The sequence below is a fragment of the Moraxella sp. I5G genome (assembly GCF_055193055.1).
In genome coordinates, this window is sequence record NZ_JBUXLH010000002.1 from 1 (window position 1) to 23,240 (window position 23,240).

At 39.2% G+C, this 23,240-nt stretch carries 19 protein-coding genes; 7 read left to right on the plus strand and 12 right to left on the minus strand.

The window, feature by feature from the left end; genetic code table 11:
* The 4 genes from ACZBKJ_RS01055 to rpsL all read right to left on the minus strand — a co-directional run.
* Window positions 1-231: GTP-binding protein (locus tag ACZBKJ_RS01055; protein WP_463199053.1), on the minus strand; the 231-nt coding region annotated here is incomplete at its 3' end.
* An 82-nt stretch (window positions 232-313) separates the two neighbouring features.
* Window positions 314-2,440 (minus strand): elongation factor G, encoded by a 2,127-nt coding sequence (fusA, locus tag ACZBKJ_RS01060; protein ID WP_463199054.1) that lies wholly within the window; start codon window positions 2,438-2,440, stop codon window positions 314-316.
* A 139-nt stretch (window positions 2,441-2,579) separates the two neighbouring features.
* On the minus strand, window positions 2,580-3,053 hold the full coding sequence (gene rpsG / locus ACZBKJ_RS01065) for a 30S ribosomal protein S7 (protein WP_463199055.1): 474 nt from the start codon (window positions 3,051-3,053) through the stop codon (window positions 2,580-2,582).
* Between the two features lie 121 nt (window positions 3,054-3,174).
* Complete coding sequence (rpsL, locus tag ACZBKJ_RS01070; protein WP_463199056.1) at window positions 3,175-3,549, minus strand: 30S ribosomal protein S12; 375 nt, start codon at window positions 3,547-3,549, stop codon at window positions 3,175-3,177.
* 148 nt (window positions 3,550-3,697) lie between these two features.
* Here rpsL and nadD point away from each other — a divergent pair, with 148 nt between their 5' ends.
* The 3 genes from nadD (at window position 3,698) to ACZBKJ_RS01085 (ending at window position 6,119) form a co-directional block, all read left to right on the plus strand.
* Window positions 3,698-4,363 (plus strand): nicotinate (nicotinamide) nucleotide adenylyltransferase, encoded by a 666-nt coding sequence (nadD, locus tag ACZBKJ_RS01075; RefSeq protein WP_463199057.1) that lies wholly within the window; start codon window positions 3,698-3,700, stop codon window positions 4,361-4,363.
* A gap of 26 nt (window positions 4,364-4,389) precedes the next feature.
* The gene (gene rsfS, locus ACZBKJ_RS01080) at window positions 4,390-4,755 is read left to right on the plus strand and encodes a ribosome silencing factor (protein WP_463199058.1); all 366 of its coding nucleotides are present in this window, start codon (window positions 4,390-4,392) and stop codon (window positions 4,753-4,755) included.
* A 77-nt stretch (window positions 4,756-4,832) separates the two neighbouring features.
* Window positions 4,833-6,119: a glutamate-5-semialdehyde dehydrogenase gene (locus ACZBKJ_RS01085; RefSeq protein WP_463199059.1), complete on the plus strand. Its 1,287-nt coding sequence runs from the start codon at window positions 4,833-4,835 to the stop codon at window positions 6,117-6,119.
* An 84-nt stretch (window positions 6,120-6,203) separates the two neighbouring features.
* On the opposite strand, the gene ACZBKJ_RS01090 is transcribed toward ACZBKJ_RS01085, so the two are convergent.
* Window positions 6,204-9,707 carry an Rne/Rng family ribonuclease gene (locus ACZBKJ_RS01090; RefSeq protein WP_463199061.1) on the minus strand — a complete coding sequence of 1,168 codons (3,504 nt, stop codon included), beginning with the start codon at window positions 9,705-9,707 and terminating at the stop codon, window positions 6,204-6,206.
* Window positions 9,708-10,426: 719 nt separating this feature from the next.
* On the opposite strand from ACZBKJ_RS01090, the gene ACZBKJ_RS01095 reads away from it, so the two are divergent.
* The 4 genes from ACZBKJ_RS01095 to ACZBKJ_RS01110 all read left to right on the plus strand — a co-directional run bounded on the left by ACZBKJ_RS01095 (window position 10,427) and on the right by ACZBKJ_RS01110 (window position 14,860).
* Window positions 10,427-11,434, plus strand: coding sequence for an RluA family pseudouridine synthase (locus tag ACZBKJ_RS01095; protein ID WP_463199062.1), 1,008 nt, complete (start codon window positions 10,427-10,429; stop codon window positions 11,432-11,434).
* A gap of 144 nt (window positions 11,435-11,578) precedes the next feature.
* On the plus strand, window positions 11,579-13,126 hold the full coding sequence (locus ACZBKJ_RS01100; protein WP_463199063.1) for a Ppx/GppA phosphatase family protein: 1,548 nt from the start codon (window positions 11,579-11,581) through the stop codon (window positions 13,124-13,126).
* Between the two features lie 147 nt (window positions 13,127-13,273).
* The gene (locus ACZBKJ_RS01105) at window positions 13,274-14,071 is read left to right on the plus strand and encodes an acetyl-CoA carboxylase carboxyltransferase subunit alpha (RefSeq protein WP_463199065.1); all 798 of its coding nucleotides are present in this window, start codon (window positions 13,274-13,276) and stop codon (window positions 14,069-14,071) included.
* A 192-nt stretch (window positions 14,072-14,263) separates the two neighbouring features.
* Window positions 14,264-14,860 carry a hypothetical protein gene (locus ACZBKJ_RS01110; RefSeq protein ID WP_463199066.1) on the plus strand — a complete coding sequence of 199 codons (597 nt, stop codon included), beginning with the start codon at window positions 14,264-14,266 and terminating at the stop codon, window positions 14,858-14,860.
* A gap of 34 nt (window positions 14,861-14,894) precedes the next feature.
* Here ACZBKJ_RS01110 and pnp read toward each other — a convergent pair whose 3' ends face one another.
* The 7 genes from pnp to infB all read right to left on the minus strand — a co-directional run bounded on the left by pnp (window position 14,895) and on the right by infB (window position 23,127).
* Window positions 14,895-16,988, minus strand: coding sequence for a polyribonucleotide nucleotidyltransferase (pnp, locus tag ACZBKJ_RS01115; protein WP_463199067.1), 2,094 nt, complete (start codon window positions 16,986-16,988; stop codon window positions 14,895-14,897).
* A gap of 243 nt (window positions 16,989-17,231) precedes the next feature.
* The gene (gene rpsO / locus ACZBKJ_RS01120; protein ID WP_463199068.1) at window positions 17,232-17,498 is read right to left on the minus strand and encodes a 30S ribosomal protein S15; all 267 of its coding nucleotides are present in this window, start codon (window positions 17,496-17,498) and stop codon (window positions 17,232-17,234) included.
* Window positions 17,499-17,671: 173 nt separating this feature from the next.
* The gene (locus tag ACZBKJ_RS01125; RefSeq protein WP_463199069.1) at window positions 17,672-18,229 is read right to left on the minus strand and encodes an opacity family porin; all 558 of its coding nucleotides are present in this window, start codon (window positions 18,227-18,229) and stop codon (window positions 17,672-17,674) included.
* Between the two features lie 108 nt (window positions 18,230-18,337).
* Window positions 18,338-19,264 (minus strand): tRNA pseudouridine(55) synthase TruB, encoded by a 927-nt coding sequence (gene truB / locus ACZBKJ_RS01130; RefSeq protein ID WP_463199070.1) that lies wholly within the window; start codon window positions 19,262-19,264, stop codon window positions 18,338-18,340.
* A gap of 21 nt (window positions 19,265-19,285) precedes the next feature.
* The gene (locus ACZBKJ_RS01135; RefSeq protein WP_463199071.1) at window positions 19,286-19,672 is read right to left on the minus strand and encodes a ribosome-binding factor A; all 387 of its coding nucleotides are present in this window, start codon (window positions 19,670-19,672) and stop codon (window positions 19,286-19,288) included.
* A gap of 51 nt (window positions 19,673-19,723) precedes the next feature.
* On the minus strand, window positions 19,724-20,191 hold the full coding sequence (locus tag ACZBKJ_RS01140) for a hypothetical protein (protein WP_463199072.1): 468 nt from the start codon (window positions 20,189-20,191) through the stop codon (window positions 19,724-19,726).
* Window positions 20,192-20,295: 104 nt separating this feature from the next.
* Window positions 20,296-23,127, minus strand: coding sequence for a translation initiation factor IF-2 (infB, locus tag ACZBKJ_RS01145; RefSeq protein WP_463199073.1), 2,832 nt, complete (start codon window positions 23,125-23,127; stop codon window positions 20,296-20,298).
* Window positions 23,128-23,240 lie beyond the last annotated feature (113 nt).

Here is a 23,240-nt window from a genome sequence, read left to right on the forward strand (position 1 = left end):
ATAGTGACGGTTTGCGGTGTCATACTCAATGTGAGAAGTATTGATGGTGATACCACGTGCTTTTTCTTCTGGAGCTGAGTCAATCGCTGCATAGTCTTTTGCTTCACCACCGTGATGTTTAGCAGCAACAGTTGCAATAGCAGCAGTTAGAGTGGTTTTACCATGGTCAACGTGTCCGATGGTACCCACGTTTACGTGCGGTTTATTACGTTCAAACTTGGCCTTTGCCATAATATTTCCTTAATAAAAAGTGATAAGTTCAATGTTCTAGAAAACTGCTTGCCTAAAACAAGCAGTTTTTACAACAAACAAATTACTCGTCGTCGTCTTTAGCAACGAATTTTTTGATGATTTCATCAGCAACGTTTTTCGGAGTTTCTTGGTATTTTGAAAATTCCATAGAATACGTTGCGCGACCCTGTGACATGGAACGCATTTGGGTTGCATAACCAAACATTTCAGCTAGCGGTACTTCTGCGGTGATTTCTTTAACGCCACCATGCAAATCATTCATACCTTGCACTGCGCCACGGCGACGGTTTAAGTCACCCATGATATCACCCATATAGTCTTCTGGGGTTTCTACCACAACTTTCATGATCGGTTCAAGTAGTGCTGGGCTTGCTTGCATAAAGCCTTTTTTGAACGCCATAGAACCCGCCATCTTAAATGATAGCTCGTCAGAGTCAACATCATGGTAAGAACCATCATACAAGGTTGCTTTTACGCCAACAACTGGATAGCCCGCCAGAACACCACTCTTCATACGTTCTTGAATGCCTTTATCAACTGCTGAATGGTACTCTTTTGGTACAACACCACCAACAATCTCTTCAGCAAATTCGTACTCAACATCACCTGTTGGGTCAAGCGGTTCCAAACGGAGCCATACATGACCAAACTTACCACGACCACCAGTTTGGCGAACAAATTTACCTTCAACTTCTACTTGCTGACGAATTGTTTCACGATAAGCTACCTGAGGTGCGCCAATATTGGCTTCCACACCAAACTCACGTTTCATACGATCAACTAAGATGTCAAGATGCAACTCGCCCATACCTGAGATGATAGTTTGACCTGATTCTTCATCAGTACGAACACGGAATGATGGATCTTCTTTAGCAAGACGACCTAAAGCGATAGACATCTTTTCTTGGTCAGCTTTGGTTTTTGGCTCAACCGCAAGGCTAATTACAGGTTCCGGGAATTCCATACGCTCAAGTGTGATGATATTATTGTTATCACACAAAGTATCACCTGTAGTAACGTCTTTTAATCCAACAAACGCTACGATATCGCCAGCGCGAACTTCTTCAACTTCATTTTGAGAGTTGGCATGCATCTCAACGATACGACCAATACGTTCACGTTTCATTTTGACAGGGTTATAAACACTGTCGCCTTGCTTAGCAACACCTGAATAAACACGTACGAAAGTAAGGTTACCAACGTATTTATCGTTCATAATCTTAAATGCAAGCGCTGCAAAAGGCTCATCATCGGACGATGCACGGGTAGCTTCAGTTTCGTCTTTATCATCTAATACACCTTTAATTGCTTCAACATCATCTGGAGCTGGCAAGAATTCAATCACTGCATCCAACATGCGTTGTACACCTTTATTTTTAAAGGCAGTACCACAAAGCATTGGTTGAATTTCGCAAGCTAGGGTGCGGGTACGCAAACCTTTTACGATGTCTTCACAAGATAAATCGCCATCTTCTAGGTATTTATCCATTAGTTCTTCAGAAGACTCAGCTGCTGCTTCAACCATATTGGTGCGCCACTCTTCAGCAATATCTACCAAATCAGCTGGGATTTCACCATATTCAAACTTCATACCTTGAGATGCTTCATCCCAAATAATGGATTTCATTTCAAGCAAATCCACTACGCCAGCAAAAGTGTCTTCTGCACCAATTGGCACAACGATTGGCACAGGGTTACCGCCCAAACGAGTTTTTACTTGCTCTACTACGCGGAAAAAGTTTGCGCCAGTACGGTCCATTTTATTGACAAACGCCAAACGGGGCACTTTGTATTTGTTAGCTTGACGCCATACAGTTTCAGATTGTGGTTGTACGCCACCTACTGCACAGTAAACCATACATGCGCCATCAAGTACACGCATAGAACGTTCTACTTCAATTGTAAAATCAACGTGACCGGGGGTGTCAATTAGGTTGATACGATGCTCTGGAAATTGTTCTGACATACCTGACCAAAAGGTGGTAGTTGCAGCAGAGGTAATTGTAATACCACGCTCCTGCTCCTGCTCCATCCAGTCCATGGTCGCTGCGCCTTCGTGTACTTCGCCCAACTTATGGCTTTTGCCTGTGTAGAATAAAATACGCTCTGAAGTGGTAGTTTTACCTGCATCAATGTGTGCAGAGATACCAATATTGCGGTATCTATTAAGGGGGGTTTTGCGAGCCATAATTTTTCCTAGAAAAATTCTTAATTTGACTCCAAAACTTAAAAAAGAAATTTAAGTTTTGGATTTTTTAAGTTATTTTGGGAACTACCCAATTGCTCTTAAATTGCTTTAATAACGACCCAAAGTCTGGATGCACAATTTAGAAGCGGAAATGTGAGAATGCTTTGTTAGCATCTGCCATACGATGAACATCATCACGTTTTTTGATGGCATTACCTTTGCCGTCAGCAGCGTCATTTAATTCGCCTGCCAAACGTAGCGCCATAGATTTTTCAGAACGCTTTGCGGCAGCATCAGCAAGCCATCTCATTGCCAACGCAGTACGACGGGAGGCACGTACTTCCATTGGTACTTGATAAGTTGCACCACCGACACGGCGAGCTTTTACTTCTACAGTTGGGCGAACGCTTTCTAAAACTTCCTCAAAAAACGCAACAGGGTCTTCAACATTACGTTTTGCAGTAACGGCATCTAACGCACCATACACAATTTTTTCTGCGATAGATTTTTTGCCATCAACCATTACATGGTTAATAAACTTAGCAATTGTTTGGCTACCAAATTTTGGGTCTGGTAGAATCTCACGAGCGGCAACGACGCGACGTCTTGGCATATTATTTCCTTAAATCTTCAGGGTAACTCTGGCATGACTTAGTATCATTCAATTTATTCAATGAAATCAGCCAGCCTTACTGCGTGCTAAACACGCACAATCAATTTTTTTAAGCGTAGGCTTATGCCTTAGGACGCTTAGCACCATATTTTGAACGACCTTGTTTACGGTCTTTTACACCAGCACAGTCAAGTGCGCCACGTACGGTATGATAACGCACACCTGGTAAGTCTTTTACACGACCACCGCGAATCAATACAACGCTGTGTTCTTGTAAGTTATGACCTTCACCGCCGATGTAGCTAGATACTTCATAACCTGAAGTTAAACGTACACGACATACTTTACGCATGGCTGAGTTTGGTTTTTTTGGAGTAGTGGTGTAAACACGAGTACACACACCACGACGCTGAGGGCAAGCTTGCAATGCTGGAACTTTTGATTTTTCCGTGATTGTTCTGCGACCCTTGCGGATAAGCTGGTTTGTGGTTGCCATTGGCAATTTCTCCCGTTAATTAAAAAATGATAAATCTCATCATTTATCGCTATGCCCATTTTCTGGGCAGTATATTATAGGTGTAAAATATAAAATTTTCAAGTCTAATCGTTTATAATAGCATATTTTTATCGATTGTGCTTGAAAAATGCAAACTCATTTTCCTTCTATATCTTTTCAAAAAATACGTGTTTTTTTAGGTGGCAGCTTTGACCCGATACACTTAGGGCATCAAACAATGGCAAAAACTGTTTATAAAAAACTTCAACAAACCTTTCCAAAAACTCCCATCATTCTGTCGTTTTTGCCAACCGCTGGCAACCCTTTAAAATCAGCACCAACCTCCGTCAATCACCGTCTTTCAATGCTAAATCTTGCTGTAGAAAACACGCCTTTTGTTGTTGATAGTTTAGAGGTTTATCAAAAACCGCCTGTTTTTACCATTGATACTGTTAAACAACTAAAAAAGTGTTATGTTGATGACCGGCTTATTTTTATTGTTGGTCAAGACAGTTTGGCAAGTTTTGATCGTTGGAAGGACAACAAAGACATTCTAAATTATGTACAGTTTTGGGCTTTTAAACGCAATGCCAATCAAGTGTCTGATAGGTTAAAAAATCAGCTCACCAATGACTTTTCGGAATTTAGTCAGCATTTTGATAAAATTTTTTGGGATGATACACCCATACCTGACATTTCTTCTAGCCAGATTCGTCAATATTTAAGTCAAAGTCCAAAACTTGCCAAACCTTTTTTATTACCGTCTGTGTTCGACTATATAAAAACACATCAACTTTATCAAACTATGTTATAATTAAGTATTTTAACCTATAAATTATTATGACAACACTTACATTAGATGAACAAATTGCCCTTGTGGTATCCGCTCTAGAAGATTTAAAAGCTCAAGCCATTACCGTGATGGAGGTTGAGCATCTAACCGAAATTGCCGAACGCATGATAATCGCCAATGCCACCAGCAAACGTCATGTAAAGGCTTTGGCAGACAAACTGGGTGCAAAAGCCAAAGAAGCTGGACTCATGCCCCTTGGTCGTGAAGGTGATAAAGATAGCGATTGGACGCTAGTGGATTTGGGAGCAATTGTAGTGCATATTATGACACCGCAAGCACGAGAATTTTATGATTTAGAAGGTTTATGGTCATCACCTGAAACTTTAAAGGCTCTTGCCGTTCAAAAGCCTTAATGGAATTTAAATAAACAATTTTTTTAATACGGTTTTTTTAAATACAGCTATTTTTAAAATGACAAAAAAAGGTTGCCATGCTAACTGATGATATTTCTGCTTATGTGCGCTTGATTGCCAGCCAAGCCAAACAAGCTGCCAACCAAATGCGTGCTTTGGATAGTCAAACCAAAAACCAAGTACTCATCAATCTTAAAGACGTACTAATTGAATATAAGCAAGATATTTTTACCGCCAATGAACAAGATATTCAAAAAGCGGTGCAAAATGAGCTTGCTTGCGCTTTAAAAGACAGGCTTATCATTAGTGAAACAGTCTTCCAAAATATTCTGAACTCTTTAGATGATGTCATTGCACTGTCTGACCCAATTGGTGAAATTAGCGATATGAATTATCGTCCAAGTGGTATTCATTTGGGCAAAATGCGTGTGCCTTTGGGCGTGATTGCCATGATTTATGAATCACGCCCCAATGTTACAATAGAAGCGGCAAGTCTTGCTATTAAATCAGGTAATGCGATTATTTTGCGTGGTGGCAGTGAAGCGTTTTTTTCCAATCAGCTGCTAGCAAAATGCATACAAATTGCTTTGGTTAAAGCTGGATTATCCAATCACTGTGTACAAGTTTTACAAACCACTGACCGCAGCGCTATAGATTGTTTGATTACCTTGCCTAAATTTATTGATGTGGTGATACCACGCGGTGGTCGCGGGCTTGTTGAGCGCATCAGCAAACACACTCAAATTCCTGTCATCAAACATCTTGATGGTAATTGCCATACGTTTATTGATAAATCCGCTGACTTGACCATGGCAAAAAATATCTGTGTTAATGCTAAAACATCTCGATACGGCACCTGTAATACCATGGAAACACTGCTGATTCACGCCGATATTGCCAGTGAGTTTTTGCATCCAATTTTAATGGCAATAAAAGATGCTGATCCAGCGATGAGTTTTCGAGTTTGTAATAATAGCTACGCCCATTTAACTGATGATTTAACCAAACTTAACATCACTTTAGCCACTGAAAACGATTGGTATGAAGAATATCTTGCGCCAATTTTAGCAGTAAAAATTGTTGATGATGTAAACCATGCCATCAGTCATATCAATCACTACGGCAGTCATCATACTGATGTCATTATCACAAATGATTACACCAATGGCCAAAAATTTTTAAAAGAAGTGGATTCTAGCAGTGTTATGATTAATGCTTCTAGCCGTTTTGCTGATGGCTTTGAATATGGTCTTGGAGCAGAAATTGGCATCTCAACTGACAAAATACACGCTCGTGGTCCTGTTGGTTTGCATGGCTTAACTTCTCAAAAATGGATTGTTCTTGGTCAAGGACAAATACGTTAAACATCAATTTCTTTATCAATTAACCAAATAAAAACCCTAAAGCACTACTTTAGGGTTTTTTGATGATTCGTTTATCCTGTTAATTTAATCATCATTTAAATGCTGCTTGCCTTCTGGTTTAGCTATCAGGTCCTGATTTTCTGGTAATTTTTCTGCTACTTTACGCTTAACCACCTGTGATTTTTGAGCAGCCTTGGAAGTTTTTTTGTTCACTGATGATTTGGAGTTTTTTGGTTTAGTAGGTTTAGGCTTTTTAGGCGTAGCAACTAAATTTAAAATCCCCAACTGTGGTGGCAACATCAAATCAGAAACTATCTCAATCATATTTTTATAGTTGTCTGATTTCTTTTTGTCATCTGCTTTTTTACCTGTTGGTTTTACCTGCTCTGCTTTTGGTTTATCATCACTTAATACTTGTTCAGTAAATAACTCCAACTGATTTTCTATGACATCATTTAACACATTGTCCACTAATTTTTGGCTAATATCCGTGGCATCAGATTGAGGAGCAATCTGTGCAGTTGTATCTACCTGCTCTGTTTGGTCAATTTGCATTTGAACCATTTGCAAGGATTGATTTTCAGCCAATTTACCAAAATCAGGATGCTGTCCACGCGGGTCGTTGCTGGCACGCTTACAAATTGGTGATGGTGTTACGGCAGTTTTTCCTTGAGGTGCGTTAAATTGCCCAACTGGTGTGGTATTTTGATGAAATTCTGCTAAATAACTACCATTGAGTGGAGCATAACCATAATTGCTAAAATCACGCAAATCAAAATCTTGATTTTGCTCATTGTGTTTTAACGCCAATAAAAAGTCTGCAATAAAATCGCCACTGGCTTTAGCTCCTAGCACCTTTTGAATAAACTCGCCTGACAAACCGTTAATAGCGATTGGCATTTGATGGTAAGCGGCAATTACTCGTGGGTCATTATTAGCGCGTCGCATTTGCTGGGCAATTGCGGTCAGTTTTGCTTGGTCAAGCTGCAAAGCAGCTGATTTTTGACTTGATGCATCATGTTGTGATGAGTCATCAATAAGTTTATCGTTTGACACAGCATCTGTTTTGGGCTGCACTGAATCTGATGAAATTTGTATTATATCAGATTGAGTATCAACAAATTTTGTTTGAGTTTTAGAACTTTGAACTACATCTTCAGGCATCGATACTGACTGGGTTTCTTCCATATGCACAGTTTGCTGATGATTTTTTTCTTGAGCCAAAGATTGGGTTTGAGCATTATCAATTGCTTTGACACTTTCTACTTGTGCTTTTGTGATGGCTTTATCTTTAGATTTTTGCACCAATTTTTTGGGTTCTTCTTTGCTATTATCCAATGATAAATGTACTACCTCTGCTGTTTTTTCGGTTTTAGGACTGGCAATCACTTGCAACACAACGTCGGTTTTTTGCTCTTTTTGCACAGGTTCTTTTTCTATGGACGATTTCTCGGTACGCGTCGTTTTTTCTGCTTTTGGTTTTAATGTTTCCATGCGTACCACTTCGCCACGTGGCTCACGCACTGAATGAGCATCACGTCTTGGGTATTCAGACTTTTCCTCTTTTTTATTTTCTTCTTTTTTGACGCGTTTATCAGCTTTATCCTGTTTATCTTTGTCATAATCAGCTTTAAATTCTGCCGATTTATGCTCTGAAGGCTTATCTGAAGATTTATACGATTTATCAGTTTTAACCTCTACAATTTCTTCTTTAAACTCGCGTCGTTTTCTAGGTTTGGTGTTTTTGCGCTCTTCGGATTCTTTTGTGCGTGTTGTGTCAGCAATATGAACCGCACCTGCCGAACCTAAGCTGACTCGTCCACTATTAACAATGCTCTCAATAGCCGCTGTAACATCGTTATTATTTAGTGCGCCTGTCAAATTGGCTTGTGGTTTTGGAGCGAACAAATTAGATAACCACGCCACTGTTTGGGTTGGCATTTTTTCAGGAATTTTGGTTTCTTTTTTAACTTTGTCGTTTTTGTCATTTTTGTCGCTTGCCACCTTTTGCCAACGATTAGTTCCTGATTGTTGAACTTCTGCAGTATGCCAATTGGTATCGTAGCCTTTATCAACAGCGTCTTTTTCTTCAGCATCGACAATGCGTTCATAGCTTGATGGCGCAAAACCATCTGGATTAAAATGCAGACTAAAATTAGGGCTTTCTAAATGCGCATGTGGCAAAATTGTAATACGTACACCGCTATCTTGTTCCAAATACACCAAACTTTCGCGTTTTTCATTAAGTAAAAAAGCAGCAATTTCAGTTGGTACTTCAGCCTGAATTTCACCCATACGCTCTTTTAAAGCAATTTGTTCAAGCTGGCGCATGATGGATAATGCCAAAGAACGTAAATCGCGAATCATGCCATTACCATGACAACGTGGACAAATGTATCCTGTGGATTCTTCCAACGATGGGCGTAGACGCTGACGACTCATTTCCATCAAGCCAAATTTGCTAATTTCAGCAAATTGCACGCGCGCTCTATCGTAACGCGTGGCATCAATTAGGCGTTTTTCCACGTCTTTTTGATGGCGAGGGTCGTTCATATCAATAAAATCAATGACAATCAGCCCACCCATATCACGTAGACGCAGCTGACGGGCGATTTCATCGGCAGCTTCTAAATTGGTGTGATAGGCGGTTTCGGCAACGTCTGAACCTTTGGTTGATTTTGATGAGTTAATATCAATAGCAACCATTGCTTCAGTTTGGTCAATCACAATAGAGCCACCTGACGGCAAACGCACTTCGCGCTGATATGCGGTTTCAATTTGTCTTTCAATATTAAAATGAGCAAATAAAGGTTCGTAATCGGTATATTTTCGCAATTTGCCCAATTGGTTTGGCATCACTGAGGCGATAAAGTTTGCTGCCTCATTATACGCATGTTCACTATCAATCCATACTTCGCCGATATCATCACGCAAATAATCACGTACCGCACGAGTAACCACGCCTGCTTCTTGATGGACAAGGCACGGGCTAGGACGTACGCGATTTTGTTCCAAAATGGATGCCCAAATATCTAGCAAATGTCCCAAATCATTTTGTAAATCATCAAACCCCTTACCCAATCCTGCGGTACGCACAATAACACTCATCCCATTTGGGATAGACAAGTTATTGATGATTTGCTTCATCTCTTCGCGAACTTTACCAGAAATCTGACGGCTAATTCCGCCCGCCTTATCGTTGTTTGGCATCAATACCAGATAACGCCCCGCCAGTGAAATATAAGTTGATAGCGCCGCTCCTTTATTACCACGTTCTTCTTTTTCAACCTGCACAATCACCTCATCGCCTTCTTTGATAAGATGACGAATTGAATCCGTTCTGGGGTCGCCTTTTAGATATTCTGCACTGATTTCACGCAGTGGCAAAAAACCTTGTCGTGCCGAACCATATTCCACAAAAACCGCTTCTAAAGATGGTTCAACTCGGGTAATGTACCCTTTGTAAATATTGGATTTTTTTTGTTCGCGGGTACGATTTTCCAAATCAAAATCGTATAAATGATTATCTTTACACAACGCTACGCGAATTTCTTCGTTATGGGTTGCGTTGATTAAAATGCGTTTCATGACGTTCCTTAATGGGAATTTTCCCAAAATTAACATCAAGTGCAGTTAGATTTTTTAAGAGTAGTTTTGATTGTTTTATATTTTGGTTATTTGTTTAACTGATAAACAAGTAAAACACTCATTCTGAATTTTTATCTGAATGTATGTTTTTTATTCAATTATTAAACTTACTTTGCCAAATATCCATTCTTGATTGCGCAAAACCAGTGTGACAATCACTAAAAATTGATTAATGCAATCATGCACATTGGTGTCATTGTTCATCAGTTATTTAAAATACCAAAACCCAAACTTCATTAATAATATATTTTATATATTATGCACCCTGAGTTTGGCAAAATATTTGGTTGAATTTTATACAAAATTCAAAAATCGTATTTAAACTTCAGTATTGGTACAATATCATCAGATACGCGCCAATAATTACTTTACAAAAACAGGTTTGTCTTGTGTTTTTGTGTCAGCTTCTTTTCTGTCAAAATCTTTTACATCACTTGATGTTATTATTAAAATCAAAAATAAAAATTGTGTTGGGCTGCATATAAAGATATCTCAAAAAAAAAATTAAAACACCTAAAAAAATTCAGTAGATGGCTGCTTGTTTTGATAAACATATTGATCACAAATGTATACCAAAAGCCAAATTAGGATTGATTGTGGAGTATCTAAATGCAACATGCTAAACTATAGCAAATTATTTGCCACTTGCCTACTAAAAGATGAAAAATTTTCAAAATTCCTACAAAAAACCCTCAGAAACCCAAACAGCCGATAATGCAATTAACAACTTTGACCAAGTTAACTACTTAACCATCACGCCAAATCAGGATGGGCAAAGGATTGATAATTTTTTGCTTACGCGTTTAAAAGGTCTTCCTAAAAGTCATTTATACAACATGATTCGCCGTGATGAAATTCGTATTAATAGCAAACGCTGTAAGGCTTTTAATCGTTTAAATGTAGGTGATGTGGTACGCATTGCTCCTGTGCGTTTAGCCACGCGCGACGACGTGATGATTAGTGATAATTTTGCCAAAAGTTTGTTATCACGAATTTTGTATGAAGATGATGGGCTAATTGTACTTAATAAACCTTATGGTATAGCAGTACATGGAGGCAGCGGTGAAAGTTTTGGGATAATTGAAGCAATGCGGTTTGCCACAGGAAAAAAATACTTAGAACTCATTCATCGTATCGATAAAGAAACATCTGGGCTATTGCTGATTGCAAAAAAACGCAGTACCCTAAAAGAGTTGCAAGAAAGTTTTCGACAAAAAACCATTCGCAAAAATTATTTATGCTTAGTGGATGGACATGTGCAAAAAGACCGCCAACTCATTCAAAAACCTTTGCTAAAATATACACTTGATAACGGAGAAAGACGCGTTAAGGTGGATAAAAACGGCAAAGACAGCAGCACTCATATTCAAACACTTGCTAGATTTTATATACAAAATCAAGCTGTTAGCTTGGTGCTAGCCAGCCCCCTAACAGGTCGTACGCATCAAATTCGTGTTCATATGAAAACTATTGGGCACGCTCTACTTGGTGATGAAAAATATCAAAACAATCCTAAAGCAGCACCTGTAAAACGTTTGTGTTTACATGCGTATGAGTTATTTTTGGCTGATTGCACACACCCTAAACGCCCAAAATCATTTATTGCCCAAATTCCTGATGACTTAGCTGCCTATATCAATCCTGCCTGGCTTAAACAAACAGACTAAACAAAAATCCGTAAGAAAAATAAAATAAGCTAACAAAAATACGAATGCAAAATGCTAAAATACAGCCTTTGTAATTTTTATAGATAAATGCTTTTATTAGCTATTTATTCCAATTTACCTGATTAAAAGAATTGAAAGAAAAATATGAAAGCTATATTCACTGATACCACTGCCCGCCATCAACAAATCGCCCAATCTTTGCATGACAGCAATCTTAGTAAAGATGAATTGCTTGGGGCAATTGACTTAGGCTCAAACAGTTTTCATTTAGCCATTGCTCGTTTAGACCATGGCGAAGTAAGAAAAATCGCCAGCATTTCCGAAAAAGTACAGCTTGCCGCAGGGCTTGATGAAAACAATATTTTATCTGAAGAAGCTATCCAGCGCGGTATTGATTGTTTGCGACGTTTTTCTCAACATATCAGTGCTGTAGACAGCTCAAGACTGCGTATTGTCGCCACCAATGCTTTAAGAAAGGCAGCCAATGCAAATGAATTTATCAAACGTGCAAACGTGCTTTTACCAAAACCCATTGAAGTGATTGCAGGGCGAGAAGAAGCACGGTTAATTTATCTGGGTGTATCACATTCTAATGCTAGTACAGATAAACGTCTGGTGATTGATATTGGTGGTGGCTCTACTGAATTTATCATCGGTCAAGGTTTTGAACCTATTGAAACGGAAAGTTTGCAAATGGGCTGCGTTTCCTTTACTCGCAAATTTTTTGACGATGGTAAAATCACTGAACAAACCTTTGATGCAGCCATGAATGCCACCAAAGCCACTTTAATCACCATCACCAAACGTTATAAAAAAACAGGTTGGGATAATGCAATTGCCTCATCGGGTACGGCAAAAGCAGCTAAATTGGTGTTAGAAGAATTAGGCTTGTGTCATGAATACATCACATTAGATGCCATGGTCAAACTCAAAAAACAATTAATCAAACTGGGGCATATTGATAAAATTGATTATCAAGGTGTCAAGGCTCATCGTCAAGCGGTATTTCCAGCAGGTGTTGCCGAATTGCTTGCGATTATGGAGGTCTTTGAAATTGATAAATTAGGCTACTCTGACGGAGCGCTGCGCGAAGGCGTCATGTATGATATGCTAGGTAGGCTCAATCATGAAGATGTACGTGACCGTAGCATCAGCGCCCTTGCCCAAAGGTATTCTGTGGACATCAAGCAAGCAGGACGAGTTACTAGCACCAGTCAAAGACTGTTTGATGCTGTAAGCAGTGAACTTGGATTTACAAACGAAGATAAAGATTTATTACGTTATGCGTCAAATTTACACGAAATTGGGCTTGCAGTTGGGCATAGCAACTACCAAAAACACAGTGCTTATTTGTTAGAATTTTCAGATATTGCAGGGTTTGCCCAATCTGGACAAGCAGTAATGGCGCAAATTGCTTTATATCACCGCCGTAAACTAAAGGTAGAGAATTTAGAAATTATTGAAAATCTAGGCGGTCGTAAATTAGCGTATTTATGTCTAATTTTACGTCTTGCTGTCAGCGCCAACCAAAGCCGTACCATCAAATCAGCGCCCATTTATTTATTTATCAAAAATCCCGATTACTGGCAAGTTACTGTTGGGGAAGGCTTGCACCGCGAATTGATTTTATCTCAATTAACAGCTGATATTAGCCAATTTGCCAAATGGGGCATAAAACTTGTGATAAACTAACCAATTATGGTACATTCATTCAATCATCAATCAACAATGACAAATAAAATATCAAGTTGGCATTCTAATTTGACTGTGTTAAACTAATGTGAGTTTACATTTGTTTGATTTTAAAAACTTGATTTTATTTTAGATTTTGGAGTAATTATGAGTACTGTTTGGGAAAGCGTTCAATTAGCTCGTCATGCAAAGCGTCCTTTGTTTTTGGATTACGTAGCAAATTTATTCACTGAGTTTGACGAGTTGCATGGCGATAGAGCGTTTGCTGATGATAAAGCAATCGTAGGTGGTCTGGCACGCTTTAATGACAAACCTGTTTTGGTTGTTGGTCAGCACCGTGGGCGGTCAACAAGGGAACGCATTGCCCATAATTTTGGCATGGCAAATCCAGAAGGTTACCGCAAAGTTATTCGTCTTGTGCAAATGGCAGAACGCTTTAATCTACCCGTATTTACATTCATTGACACGCAAGGAGCATATCCTGGCGTTGGTGCTGAAGAGCGTGGGCAAGCTGAAGCGATTGCCAAATCCATTGCTGTATTTTCCAGTTTAAAAACCCCAATCATCTCAACAGTAATTGGTGAAGGTGGTTCTGGCGGCGCACTTGCCATTGGAGTGGCAGATAAGGTAAATATGCTACAAAACAGCATCTATTCAGTCATTTCCCCTGAAGGCTGTGCCTCAATTTTATGGCGTACCGCTGAAAAAGCGCCTGAGGCATCTGAGGCTTTAAAACTAGATGCAACTCACCTGCACCAATTAGGGCTCATTGATGAAGTTGTTGAGGAAGGTTTAGGAGCGCATGAGCAGCCAGAACTGGTGATGGAAAATTTAAAATCACTTTTAACCGAACAGTTGGCTCAATTGGAAATTCTAGACACCAATGAACTTTTAAATCAGCGATACAATAGATTGATGAAGTTTAATTCAAATGTTTCTTTGTGATGTTACAAATTTTTATCATAAACCGCCTATTTGGGTGGTTTTTATTTTATACTGTAACGATTTAATTTTAAATACATCCTATCATTGCTATTAAGATTTTAATTGATGATAATTTATATCTTTAAGATAACTTGATAATCAATATATCAATTAGATAGAAAAATAAAATTATCTTAACTCAAAAGGTTTGTTATGCAAAAAAAATTATTTGTCTTGATTGGATTTGTCTTAGGCGTCACTGCTTGCCACAATCAAAACCATCAATCTGCCAACAAAAATGATGAGTCCGCTCTACCTGAACAAAGGATAATCAAAAATGCTGAAGAGGCTCATGATTTAAAAGCGCTTGCCACACAGTTACATCAAGACGATGGCAATGACCAAGAACCTGAGATAAAACCCATTATTACTAAAGATGGTAAGGTAAAAATCGATTGGTCATTAGTGGATACCAAACAACCCATTTTAGACACCAAAACTTATGAATACCCGATTGCGCTTGAAACTGAAGCAGTTAAAAATTATGCCAAAGCCTACAATATTACCAACAAACAAGCCCAGCATAGCATTGTAGTGGGTATGGCAGCTCCTGAAGCGCTGGGTAAAATTTTAGACCAGTTACAAGGCGAATATTTAGGACATTATTTGACAGATGGGGCTAATATGTCACTGGTAATTAACACAACAAACGACGTCATCCCCCAAAAGCACGATTATGTATTTGCAGATAATTTTGGCAAAGGGCTTGTACTGCCAGTTGTGATTGAACCTAAACACTCAACCAAATAAAAAAACCACTCAATCATGAGTGGTTTTTTGGCATTTAGGCTTGTTCAATGCCTTTCATCGTCAGCTTAATACGTCCACGATTGTCAATATCCTGAACCTGCACTTTAACCTTTTGCCCTTCTTTAAGGTAGTCAGTTACATTTTCCACACGTTCATCAGCGATTTGACTGATATGAACCAAACCATCTGTACCGGGTAAGATGGTAATAAATGCCCCAAATTCCACAATGCGAGCAACGGTGCCTTCATATACTGCGCCCACTTCTACTTCTGCAACAATTGATTCAATCTGAGCAATGGCAGCCTTAGTAGATGCTTTATTTAACCCAAAAATACGAATAGTGCCATTATCATCAATATCAATGGTCGCTCCTGTTTCTTCAGTTAAAGCACGAATGGTCGCCCCACCCTTGCCAATGACATCACGAATTTTTTCAGGATTGATTTCAATGATGGCATAATTAGGTGCGTGAGCGCTAATTTCGGTACGAGAAGCAGAAATAACCTGATTCATTGCGTTTAGAATATGGATACGCCCTGCATGAGCCTGTTTTAGAGCCTGCTCCATAATTTCTGGGGTGATACCTTCAATCTTAATGTCCATTTGTAAAGCAGTAATACCATTGGCACTACCTGCTACTTTAAAGTCCATATCACCCAAATGATCTTCATCGCCCAAAATATCCGAAAGCACCGCAAAACGTTCTCCTTCTTTTACTAGACCCATGGCAATGCCTGCAACAGGAGATTTTAAGGGTACGCCAGCATCCATCAATGCCAAAGACGCGCCACAAACCGATGCCATTGATGATGAACCATTTGATTCGGTAATATCGGACACCACACGAATGGTGTAAGGGAAACGGTCAGCAGTTGGTACCATCGCTTGAACGCCACGACGTGCCAAACGACCATGACCAATTTCACGGCGTTTTGGTCCACTCTCACGACCTGTTTCGCCTACTGAATACTGCGGAAAATTATAATGCAACATGAAGTTGTCTTGCTTTGTACCCGCCAACGTATCCACTAAGTTTACATCGCGTGTTGTACCAAGTGTTGTGGTTACCAGCGCCTGAGTTTCTCCGCGAGTAAATAGTGCTGAACCGTGTGTACATGGCAATACGCCTACTTGAATGTCCAAGGCACGTACAGTTTCTAAATCACGTCCATCAATACGTGGTTTACCCGATAAAATATTATCTCGCACTGTGCGGTATTTTAGATTTTCAAACAATTCTTTGATTTGTTTAACTTTTTCTTCATAATTTTCGGCATTTTCGTCGCCCGCTAAGGCAAGTGCCTCTGTTTCAAGCTCAGCCAAACGCGCATAACGGTCTTGTTTGATGGTAATGGTGTAAGCTTCACTTACCTTTTGAGTAAAAGCTTCTTTTAAAGCGGTGTTTAGATTTTCATCAATTGCAGGTGGTACAAATTCTTGTTTGGCATTACCTACCGCTTGAGCAAAGGCATTGATGTTATCAATAACGATTTGTTGCTGAGCATGCCCATATAAAACCGCCCCAAGCATTTGGTCTTCAGATAGTTCATCTGCTTCAGATTCCACCATCAAAACCGCTGATTTTGTACCAGCAACCACCAAATCCAAATCACTTTGCTTCATCTGCGCAAATGTTGGGTTTAAAACATATTCACCATCAATAAACCCAACTCTTGCTGCGCCAATTGGTCCATTAAAGGGGGCTGGCGAAATAGCAAGAGCAGCCGAAGCACCAATCATTGCCGCAATATCAGCATCTTGAGTTTTGTCTGATGAAATGGTGGTGGCAGTAATCTGAATTTCGTTATAATAACCTTCTGGGAACAATGGTCGAATTGGGCGGTCAATCAGACGTGATGTCAATGTTTCAAGTTCACTGGCACGCCCCTCTCGTTTGCCATAGCCACCAGGAATTTTACCTGATGCGTACATTTTTTCTTGATAATTGACTGTCAAAGGAAAAAAATCCTGACCAGCAACTGCTTCGGGACGCACCACAACCGCTACCAATACAGAAACACCGCCCATATGCACAAGGACACTGTTGGCTTGGCGAGCAATACGCCCTGTTTCTAAAACAACTTGGTTATCGCCATACTGAAATTCTTGACGAATGATATTAAACATATATTTTCCTTATTATTTAGGGCAAAATTTAAAGCCCTAAGAATTAAATCCATCCATCTAATTCTTAGAGTTTCAAACATTTGCCTAAAATACTTGAGTAGTTAAAATTAGTTATTTAAAAAAATATTATGAGGGTTTATGATGATAAAATAAAAACGGCACACGCAAAACGTACACCGTTTTTGATATTTTTTATCATACAACTTTGCTTGGTCATAATTTACAAACAAATACAGTTGCAAATTAACGGCGTAAGCCCAAAGAACCAATCAAATCAGTATAACGACCTAGGTCTTTAGCTTTTAGATAATCCAAAAGTTTACGACGTTGGTTTACCATGCGGATAAGTCCACGACGGCTATGATGGTCAGCTTTGTGAACTTTAAAATGGTTTTGCAAATCGTTGATACGAGCAGTTAATAAAGCCACTTGGACTTCTGGGCTGCCAGTGTCGTTTTCGGCACGCTTGTATTGTGCAATAATAGCTTCACGATCTTGATTTGTTAACATAACTATTTCCTAAAAATGCAATGCATAAATTATGGGTAAGCTGCGCATTGCCAAAGCACACCCAATTCGCCCATCTACATAGACAAAGTTTTATTATAACAGTTTTTATTCAAAACAAAAAGTCCAATTTGACTCAAATTAGACAATTTATTTTAAAAGCCGTAATTTTGGTTTTAGAAATTGACTCGAGCGCCTACTTTTGCGCCATATTGATCAACATTCACATCCGCAACTTTGCCTAAGTGATTGTATTCAATACCGCCATCTAGTGCTAAATTTGGATTCATTTGATATTGTACACCAGCAACACCTCCGATACCTGCCCTAACGCGGTGCTCCCCAACTTCAACAATATCACCATTTTCTTCCATAACATTCACTTTAGCATCCAAACGATTTGCTGAGACTTTAACGCCCAAATAAGGTGTTAAATTAGTATTGTTTTTAAAATCGTAAATGGCAGATAACCCGACACCTTGATTTTCAAGTTCGAAGCCTTCTTTGCGTAATTTACCTGTTTTGCCATAATAAGTATAATCTGCTTCAACACGAGCATTATTTTGTAGCTGTTTACCCACAGCAACACCATAAGAGACTTCATTGCCGTTTAAATGTCCACCCGATTCAAATTTTTGGCGAGAAAAACCAACATCGCCTTGGATATAATAACCATTTTGTGCCATCGCCAACATTGGAACAGATAATAATGCTGCTAATGCTAATTTTTTCATAATAAACTCCAAATTTATAAAATATGACTACTATTATAAACACTTGTTATATGAAAACAATGGCATTTGTCCGAAAAATCAGGGGGTTTATCCTTCTTTTATCAACGGTTAAACTGCTAAAATTCGTATGGGTTGCAACCTGCCTTCTGGATAAATTCTTGCCATACCCAAAAAAAGTTCACGATTATATAATCGTACTAATTGTTCATGAGTGGGTGCTTTATTAAATATTTGATAACTATTTAAGCGCTGACCGAGTCTAACTCTTATGGCTTGTTCATTGGTTAAATCAATTTTTGGTAAATGCTTAACCAACGTATCTACTGGCAATAAAACATCCAATCTTTGCTGAAATGACAAAGCAGATAACTCATCTAAAGTTAAGGCGTCATCTATTTTAAATCCACCTGTTTTGATGCGCTCCAAAGCCGTTAAATGCCCCAATGTGCCTAATTTTTCAGCGATACTTTCTGCCAAAACCCGAATATAGGTACCCTTAGAACAAGTAGTTTGCATTTTGATTTCATCGCCACTTATTTTTTGCAAAATCAGTTGATGAATATTAATTTGACGCGGCAAACGCTCAACAGTAATACCTTCTCGTGCTAATTCGTATAATTTTTTACCATTTTGTTTGAGTGCAGAATACATCGGCGGAACTTGCATTTGTTCACCCAAAAAAACCTTTGCCAGTGCGTCCAAGTCTGCTTGATTAAAAGATAAAACATCTTTTTTATCAATAACTTGACCTTCTTTATCACCTGTATCTGTTTTTCTTCCCAATTGAATGGTAGCACGATAAGTTTTATCTGCATCCAATCCAAAACTACTTAATTTAGTAGCCTCACCAAAACAAATGGGCAAAAGTCCCGTTGCCATTGGGTCAAGCGTGCCTGTATGCCCTGCTTTTTTGCTATCAAAATCTGCTGACATGAACAGTCTTTTTGCCTGACTGACAGCTGAATGAGACGTCATGCCCGGTGATTTATTAAGTAATAAAATACCAGAAACAATTTTTTTGGTTGAGTGAGTCATAAATATTTTTGTAACCTTAATTTAATCGGGATTACTTTCAGCGCTTTGGCGATTGGCTTTTTCAATCAAACTCATCATATGGTTGCCATAAGCAGTTACGGTATCATAATGAAATCTTAAGCGTGGGGTTGTACGCGTTCTCATGCTTGCTGATAATTGGCTGCGCAAAAATCCAGCCGCATTTTTTAAAACTTGCAAACTTTCAGCATGAGCACTTTCATTCATGCCACCATCTTGGCTGGGTTCTAAGATGGTAACATAAACATCAGCATAGCCTAAATCAGGGCTAACTTTTACACTAGAAATCGTAACAAATCCGGTTAAACGCGGGTCATTAATTTCATCACGAATCAAAACCGCCAAAGTTCGCTGAATTTGGTCGGCAATGCGTTGTAATCGTTGGTTCATAATACATTCTCACAAAAAATATCAACACATGATACCAGATTTTAACAAAACCTAATAATAATCTAACCAATCAGTCGCAGAGAAAACTGGTTTTGTAAAATAATCATGCTCGTTATCTTGCCAATAACTGGTATAACAAGTTTGATAAACCTCATCGTACGACCGATTACAACAAGCTTGCTCAAAATAGTCTAAACACGGATTTTTTATCTTGGATTGCCCTGAAACTGCTCTTTTTGCATACTCACTGACATTGGGTACGATGGTTAATTTTTTAGGTTGGTAAGGTTTTGAGATTTTATGCTGTTGGATGATATGTAAAATTAAATTATCATACAAAAAACTACGAAATATTTGGCTTGTATTTGTATCGTCAAGATTTGCAAGATACTCAAAAGTAGCAGCAAGAAATTCATCTACACTATCAACAAAAGTAACAGCATCAAAATATTCATATAAAAGTTTGTTTTTTGGGTATTTTAACTTTGCACAAATAGCAAAAATATCCTTAAGCTCCATGATATTACCAATCAATCATAGTTGTATTCTTAAGGATATTTATGAGCAAAATCCATACCAATTACTCAAAAAACGAGCTTGAGTTTTTGGCTTCTTAAAGTGTACTACAGCTCACGTTTGACTTCGTGAATCTCAAAGACTTCAATCAAATCACCAACGGCGACCTCATAACCTTTCACCGCAAGACCGCATTCCATACCTGCTTTGACTTCATTAACATCATCGCGATAACGACGCAAAGACTGCAATTGACCTGTAAAGATAACTTTATCATCACGCAAAACTCGGATGGGTTTATTACGATAGATGACGCCTTCTTGCACCATACAACCTGCTGCCGCACCAAACTTGCTAGAACGGAACACTTCACGAACTTCAGCAATACCAAGAATTTGTTCGCGATGCTCTGGAGCAAGCATACCACTCATTGCCGCTTTTACATCGTCTATCAAACCATAGATTACGCTGTAATAACGAATGTCCAAACCTGCCTCATCGGCTTTGCGTTTGCCCTGCGTATCAGCACGAACATTAAAACCAAGCAGTACTGCCTCACTAGATTCTGCCAAAATTACGTCAGATTCAGTGATTGCGCCCACACCTGAACTAATGACACGCACTTTTACTTCATCGGTAGATAAATCCGCTAAAGCGCTAAGTAAAGCCTCCAGTGAACCACGCACATCAGTTTTGAGAATTAGATTTAATGTGGCAGCTTCTTTACCCATGTTTTCAAACATGTTTTCAAGACGCATTTTGTTTTGACGCTCAAGCAATTTTTCGCGTTCACGAGTTACACGAAAATCAGCGACTTCGCGAGCTTTTTTCTCGTCAGAGACCACCAAAAATTCACTACCTGCCATTGGTGCATCTGGCAATCCCAAAATCTCAACAGGAATTGATGGTCCAGCTGATTTAATGCGCTGACCATTTTCGTCCATCATGGCGCGCACTTTACCATAAAACTCACCAGCAAGCACTAAATCCCCTTGGTTTAAAGTACCTTTTTTCACCAAAAGGCTTGCCACTGCGCCACGTCCTTTTTCCATACGTGATTCAATAACCACGCCTTGAGCAGCACCGTCAACTGGAGCGGTAAGTTCCATAATTTCAGCTTGAATGCTAATGGTCTCTAAAAGTTCATCAATACCAGCGCCAGTTTTGGCAGATACCTTAACCAATGACGTATCCCCACCCCACACATCAGTGATGATTTCTTTAACTGATAATTCATTTAATACTCGTTCTGGGTCAGCAGTGTCTTTATCCATCTTATTCATTGCAACAATGATCGGTGTGCCTGCTGCACGAGCATGGTCAATCGCCTCTTCGGTTTGCGGCATTACGCCATCATCAGCTGCCACTACCAAAACCACAATATCAGTTGCTTGAGCCCCGCGAGAACGCATCGCAGTAAAAGCAGCGTGTCCGGGTGTGTCTAGGAATGTGATGACGCCACGATCGGTTTTAACATGATATGCGCCAATATGCTGAGTAATACCGCCCGCCTCACCGCTGGCAACTCTGGTTTCGCGAATTTTATCAAGCAAAGAAGTTTTACCATGGTCAACGTGACCCATAATGGTAACCACAGGCGGACGTGTCTGCACATTGCCTGATTTTTCATTTACCGCTTCTTGCAAATCATCTTCAAGTTTTGTATCTGATACTAAAATCAAATTATGTCCAAATTCTTCCACCACCAGTGCCGCAGTAGTTTGGTCAATTGTATCAGACTCGCGCACCATCTCACCCATTTTCATCAAAGCTTTAATGACTTCACGCACTTTTACTGCCATTTTTTGAGCAAGGTCAGAAACCGTGATAAACTCACCAACTTCGACATTGTAGACAATTTTTTCAACTGGCATCTCAAATTTGTGTTTACCCGACTGGGATGATTTTAGACCACGAGTTTTGGTTTTAATTTCACGTTCTTCTTGCTGACCTTTGCGTTTAGTAGTTTTAGCACGAGCTGCTGTGTTGTTTGCACCACGTTTAATTTCGCGACGTTCTTTTTCAAATGACTCTTCCAAAGCCGCCCCAACCAAACCTTTGGCAAGCGGTTCATCTTTATCATGTTGTTTACCACGAACAACCGCAGATGTTGCCGATTCGTCTTTTTCATCGTATTTGCCAGCCATAGCTTTCATTTGCTCGAGTGTACGTTTCTGAGCCTCTTCAGCGGCACGGCGACGATTTTCAGCTTCTAAACGACGCAGTTTTTCTTCTTCAGCTTCACGCTGTTTTCTCAGTTCTTTATCTTCTACCGTACTAGGTTTAACAGGTTTAGGTGTTAATTTTTTCTTATCTACAGGTTTGGATTTTTTTACTACGGTTGCCAAAACGCTGTTTTGTTCTTCATTTTGTTGAACATCAACCGTTTCTTTTTTGGTTTTTTTAACCACAACAGATGCTGTAGAAACTGAATTTTTTTCATTTGAACTGCTGTTAGCACGCATCGCAGCTAGTGTTGCTTCTTGACGCTTTTTAGCTTCATCTTTAGCTTTTTCAGTAGCAAGACGGGTTTTTTCAGCTTCATCTTTAGCTTTTTGAGCCTTTTCAGCTTCAGCTTTTGCCTTAGCTTTTGCTTGTTCCTGAGCGGCTTTAGCTTTTTCAGCAACTTCTTCAGCAATTTTAATTGTAGGTTTTTCAAAAACTTTTTTCTTTTTATTAATCACACTGATATTTTTAGTTTTACCACTGGTATCGGTAATTTTTGCTGTTGTCGCTGTTTTAGATTTTAAACTAATGCGTGATTTTTGGGATTGTCCATGACTTTGTTGCAAAAAAATGACCAATTTTTCTTGCTCACTTTCACTTACTACGTCATCCTCGCTTCGAGCGGACAACCCTGCATCTGTAAGTTGTTTTAGTAAAATTTGGGGGGTTTTATTGGATAGTTTTGCCAATTCTTTTACGGTTTTATCTACCATTGGATTACCTAATTTTGTTGTAATTTGACAGGCTTTTGCCAATCTAAAATTTTTTACTGCCAAATCACAACATAATCATCTACGATTTGGCAACTAATAATGCGCTCATGGCG

What these genes read in the sequence shown, in the direction of transcription:
- fusA (WP_463199054.1), bottom strand. Translation starts at nt 2,440, where the DNA reads ATGGCTCGCAAAACCCCCCTTAATAGATACCGCAATATTGGTATCTCT.
- rpsG (WP_463199055.1), bottom strand. Translation starts at nt 3,053, where the DNA reads ATGCCAAGACGTCGCGTCGTTGCCGCTCGTGAGATTCTACCAGACCCA.
- rpsL (WP_463199056.1), bottom strand. Translation starts at nt 3,549, where the DNA reads ATGGCAACCACAAACCAGCTTATCCGCAAGGGTCGCAGAACAATCACG.
- nadD (WP_463199057.1), top strand. Translation starts at nt 3,698, where the DNA reads ATGCAAACTCATTTTCCTTCTATATCTTTTCAAAAAATACGTGTTTTT.
- rsfS (WP_463199058.1), top strand. Translation starts at nt 4,390, where the DNA reads ATGACAACACTTACATTAGATGAACAAATTGCCCTTGTGGTATCCGCT.
- ACZBKJ_RS01085 (WP_463199059.1), top strand. Translation starts at nt 4,833, where the DNA reads ATGCTAACTGATGATATTTCTGCTTATGTGCGCTTGATTGCCAGCCAA.
- ACZBKJ_RS01090 (WP_463199061.1), bottom strand. Translation starts at nt 9,707, where the DNA reads ATGAAACGCATTTTAATCAACGCAACCCATAACGAAGAAATTCGCGTA.
- ACZBKJ_RS01095 (WP_463199062.1), top strand. Translation starts at nt 10,427, where the DNA reads ATGAAAAATTTTCAAAATTCCTACAAAAAACCCTCAGAAACCCAAACA.
- ACZBKJ_RS01100 (WP_463199063.1), top strand. Translation starts at nt 11,579, where the DNA reads ATGAAAGCTATATTCACTGATACCACTGCCCGCCATCAACAAATCGCC.
- ACZBKJ_RS01105 (WP_463199065.1), top strand. Translation starts at nt 13,274, where the DNA reads ATGAGTACTGTTTGGGAAAGCGTTCAATTAGCTCGTCATGCAAAGCGT.
- ACZBKJ_RS01110 (WP_463199066.1), top strand. Translation starts at nt 14,264, where the DNA reads ATGCAAAAAAAATTATTTGTCTTGATTGGATTTGTCTTAGGCGTCACT.
- pnp (WP_463199067.1), bottom strand. Translation starts at nt 16,988, where the DNA reads ATGTTTAATATCATTCGTCAAGAATTTCAGTATGGCGATAACCAAGTT.
- rpsO (WP_463199068.1), bottom strand. Translation starts at nt 17,498, where the DNA reads ATGTTAACAAATCAAGATCGTGAAGCTATTATTGCACAATACAAGCGT.
- ACZBKJ_RS01125 (WP_463199069.1), bottom strand. Translation starts at nt 18,229, where the DNA reads ATGAAAAAATTAGCATTAGCAGCATTATTATCTGTTCCAATGTTGGCG.
- truB (WP_463199070.1), bottom strand. Translation starts at nt 19,264, where the DNA reads ATGACTCACTCAACCAAAAAAATTGTTTCTGGTATTTTATTACTTAAT.
- ACZBKJ_RS01135 (WP_463199071.1), bottom strand. Translation starts at nt 19,672, where the DNA reads ATGAACCAACGATTACAACGCATTGCCGACCAAATTCAGCGAACTTTG.
- ACZBKJ_RS01140 (WP_463199072.1), bottom strand. Translation starts at nt 20,191, where the DNA reads ATGGAGCTTAAGGATATTTTTGCTATTTGTGCAAAGTTAAAATACCCA.
- infB (WP_463199073.1), bottom strand. Translation starts at nt 23,127, where the DNA reads ATGGTAGATAAAACCGTAAAAGAATTGGCAAAACTATCCAATAAAACC.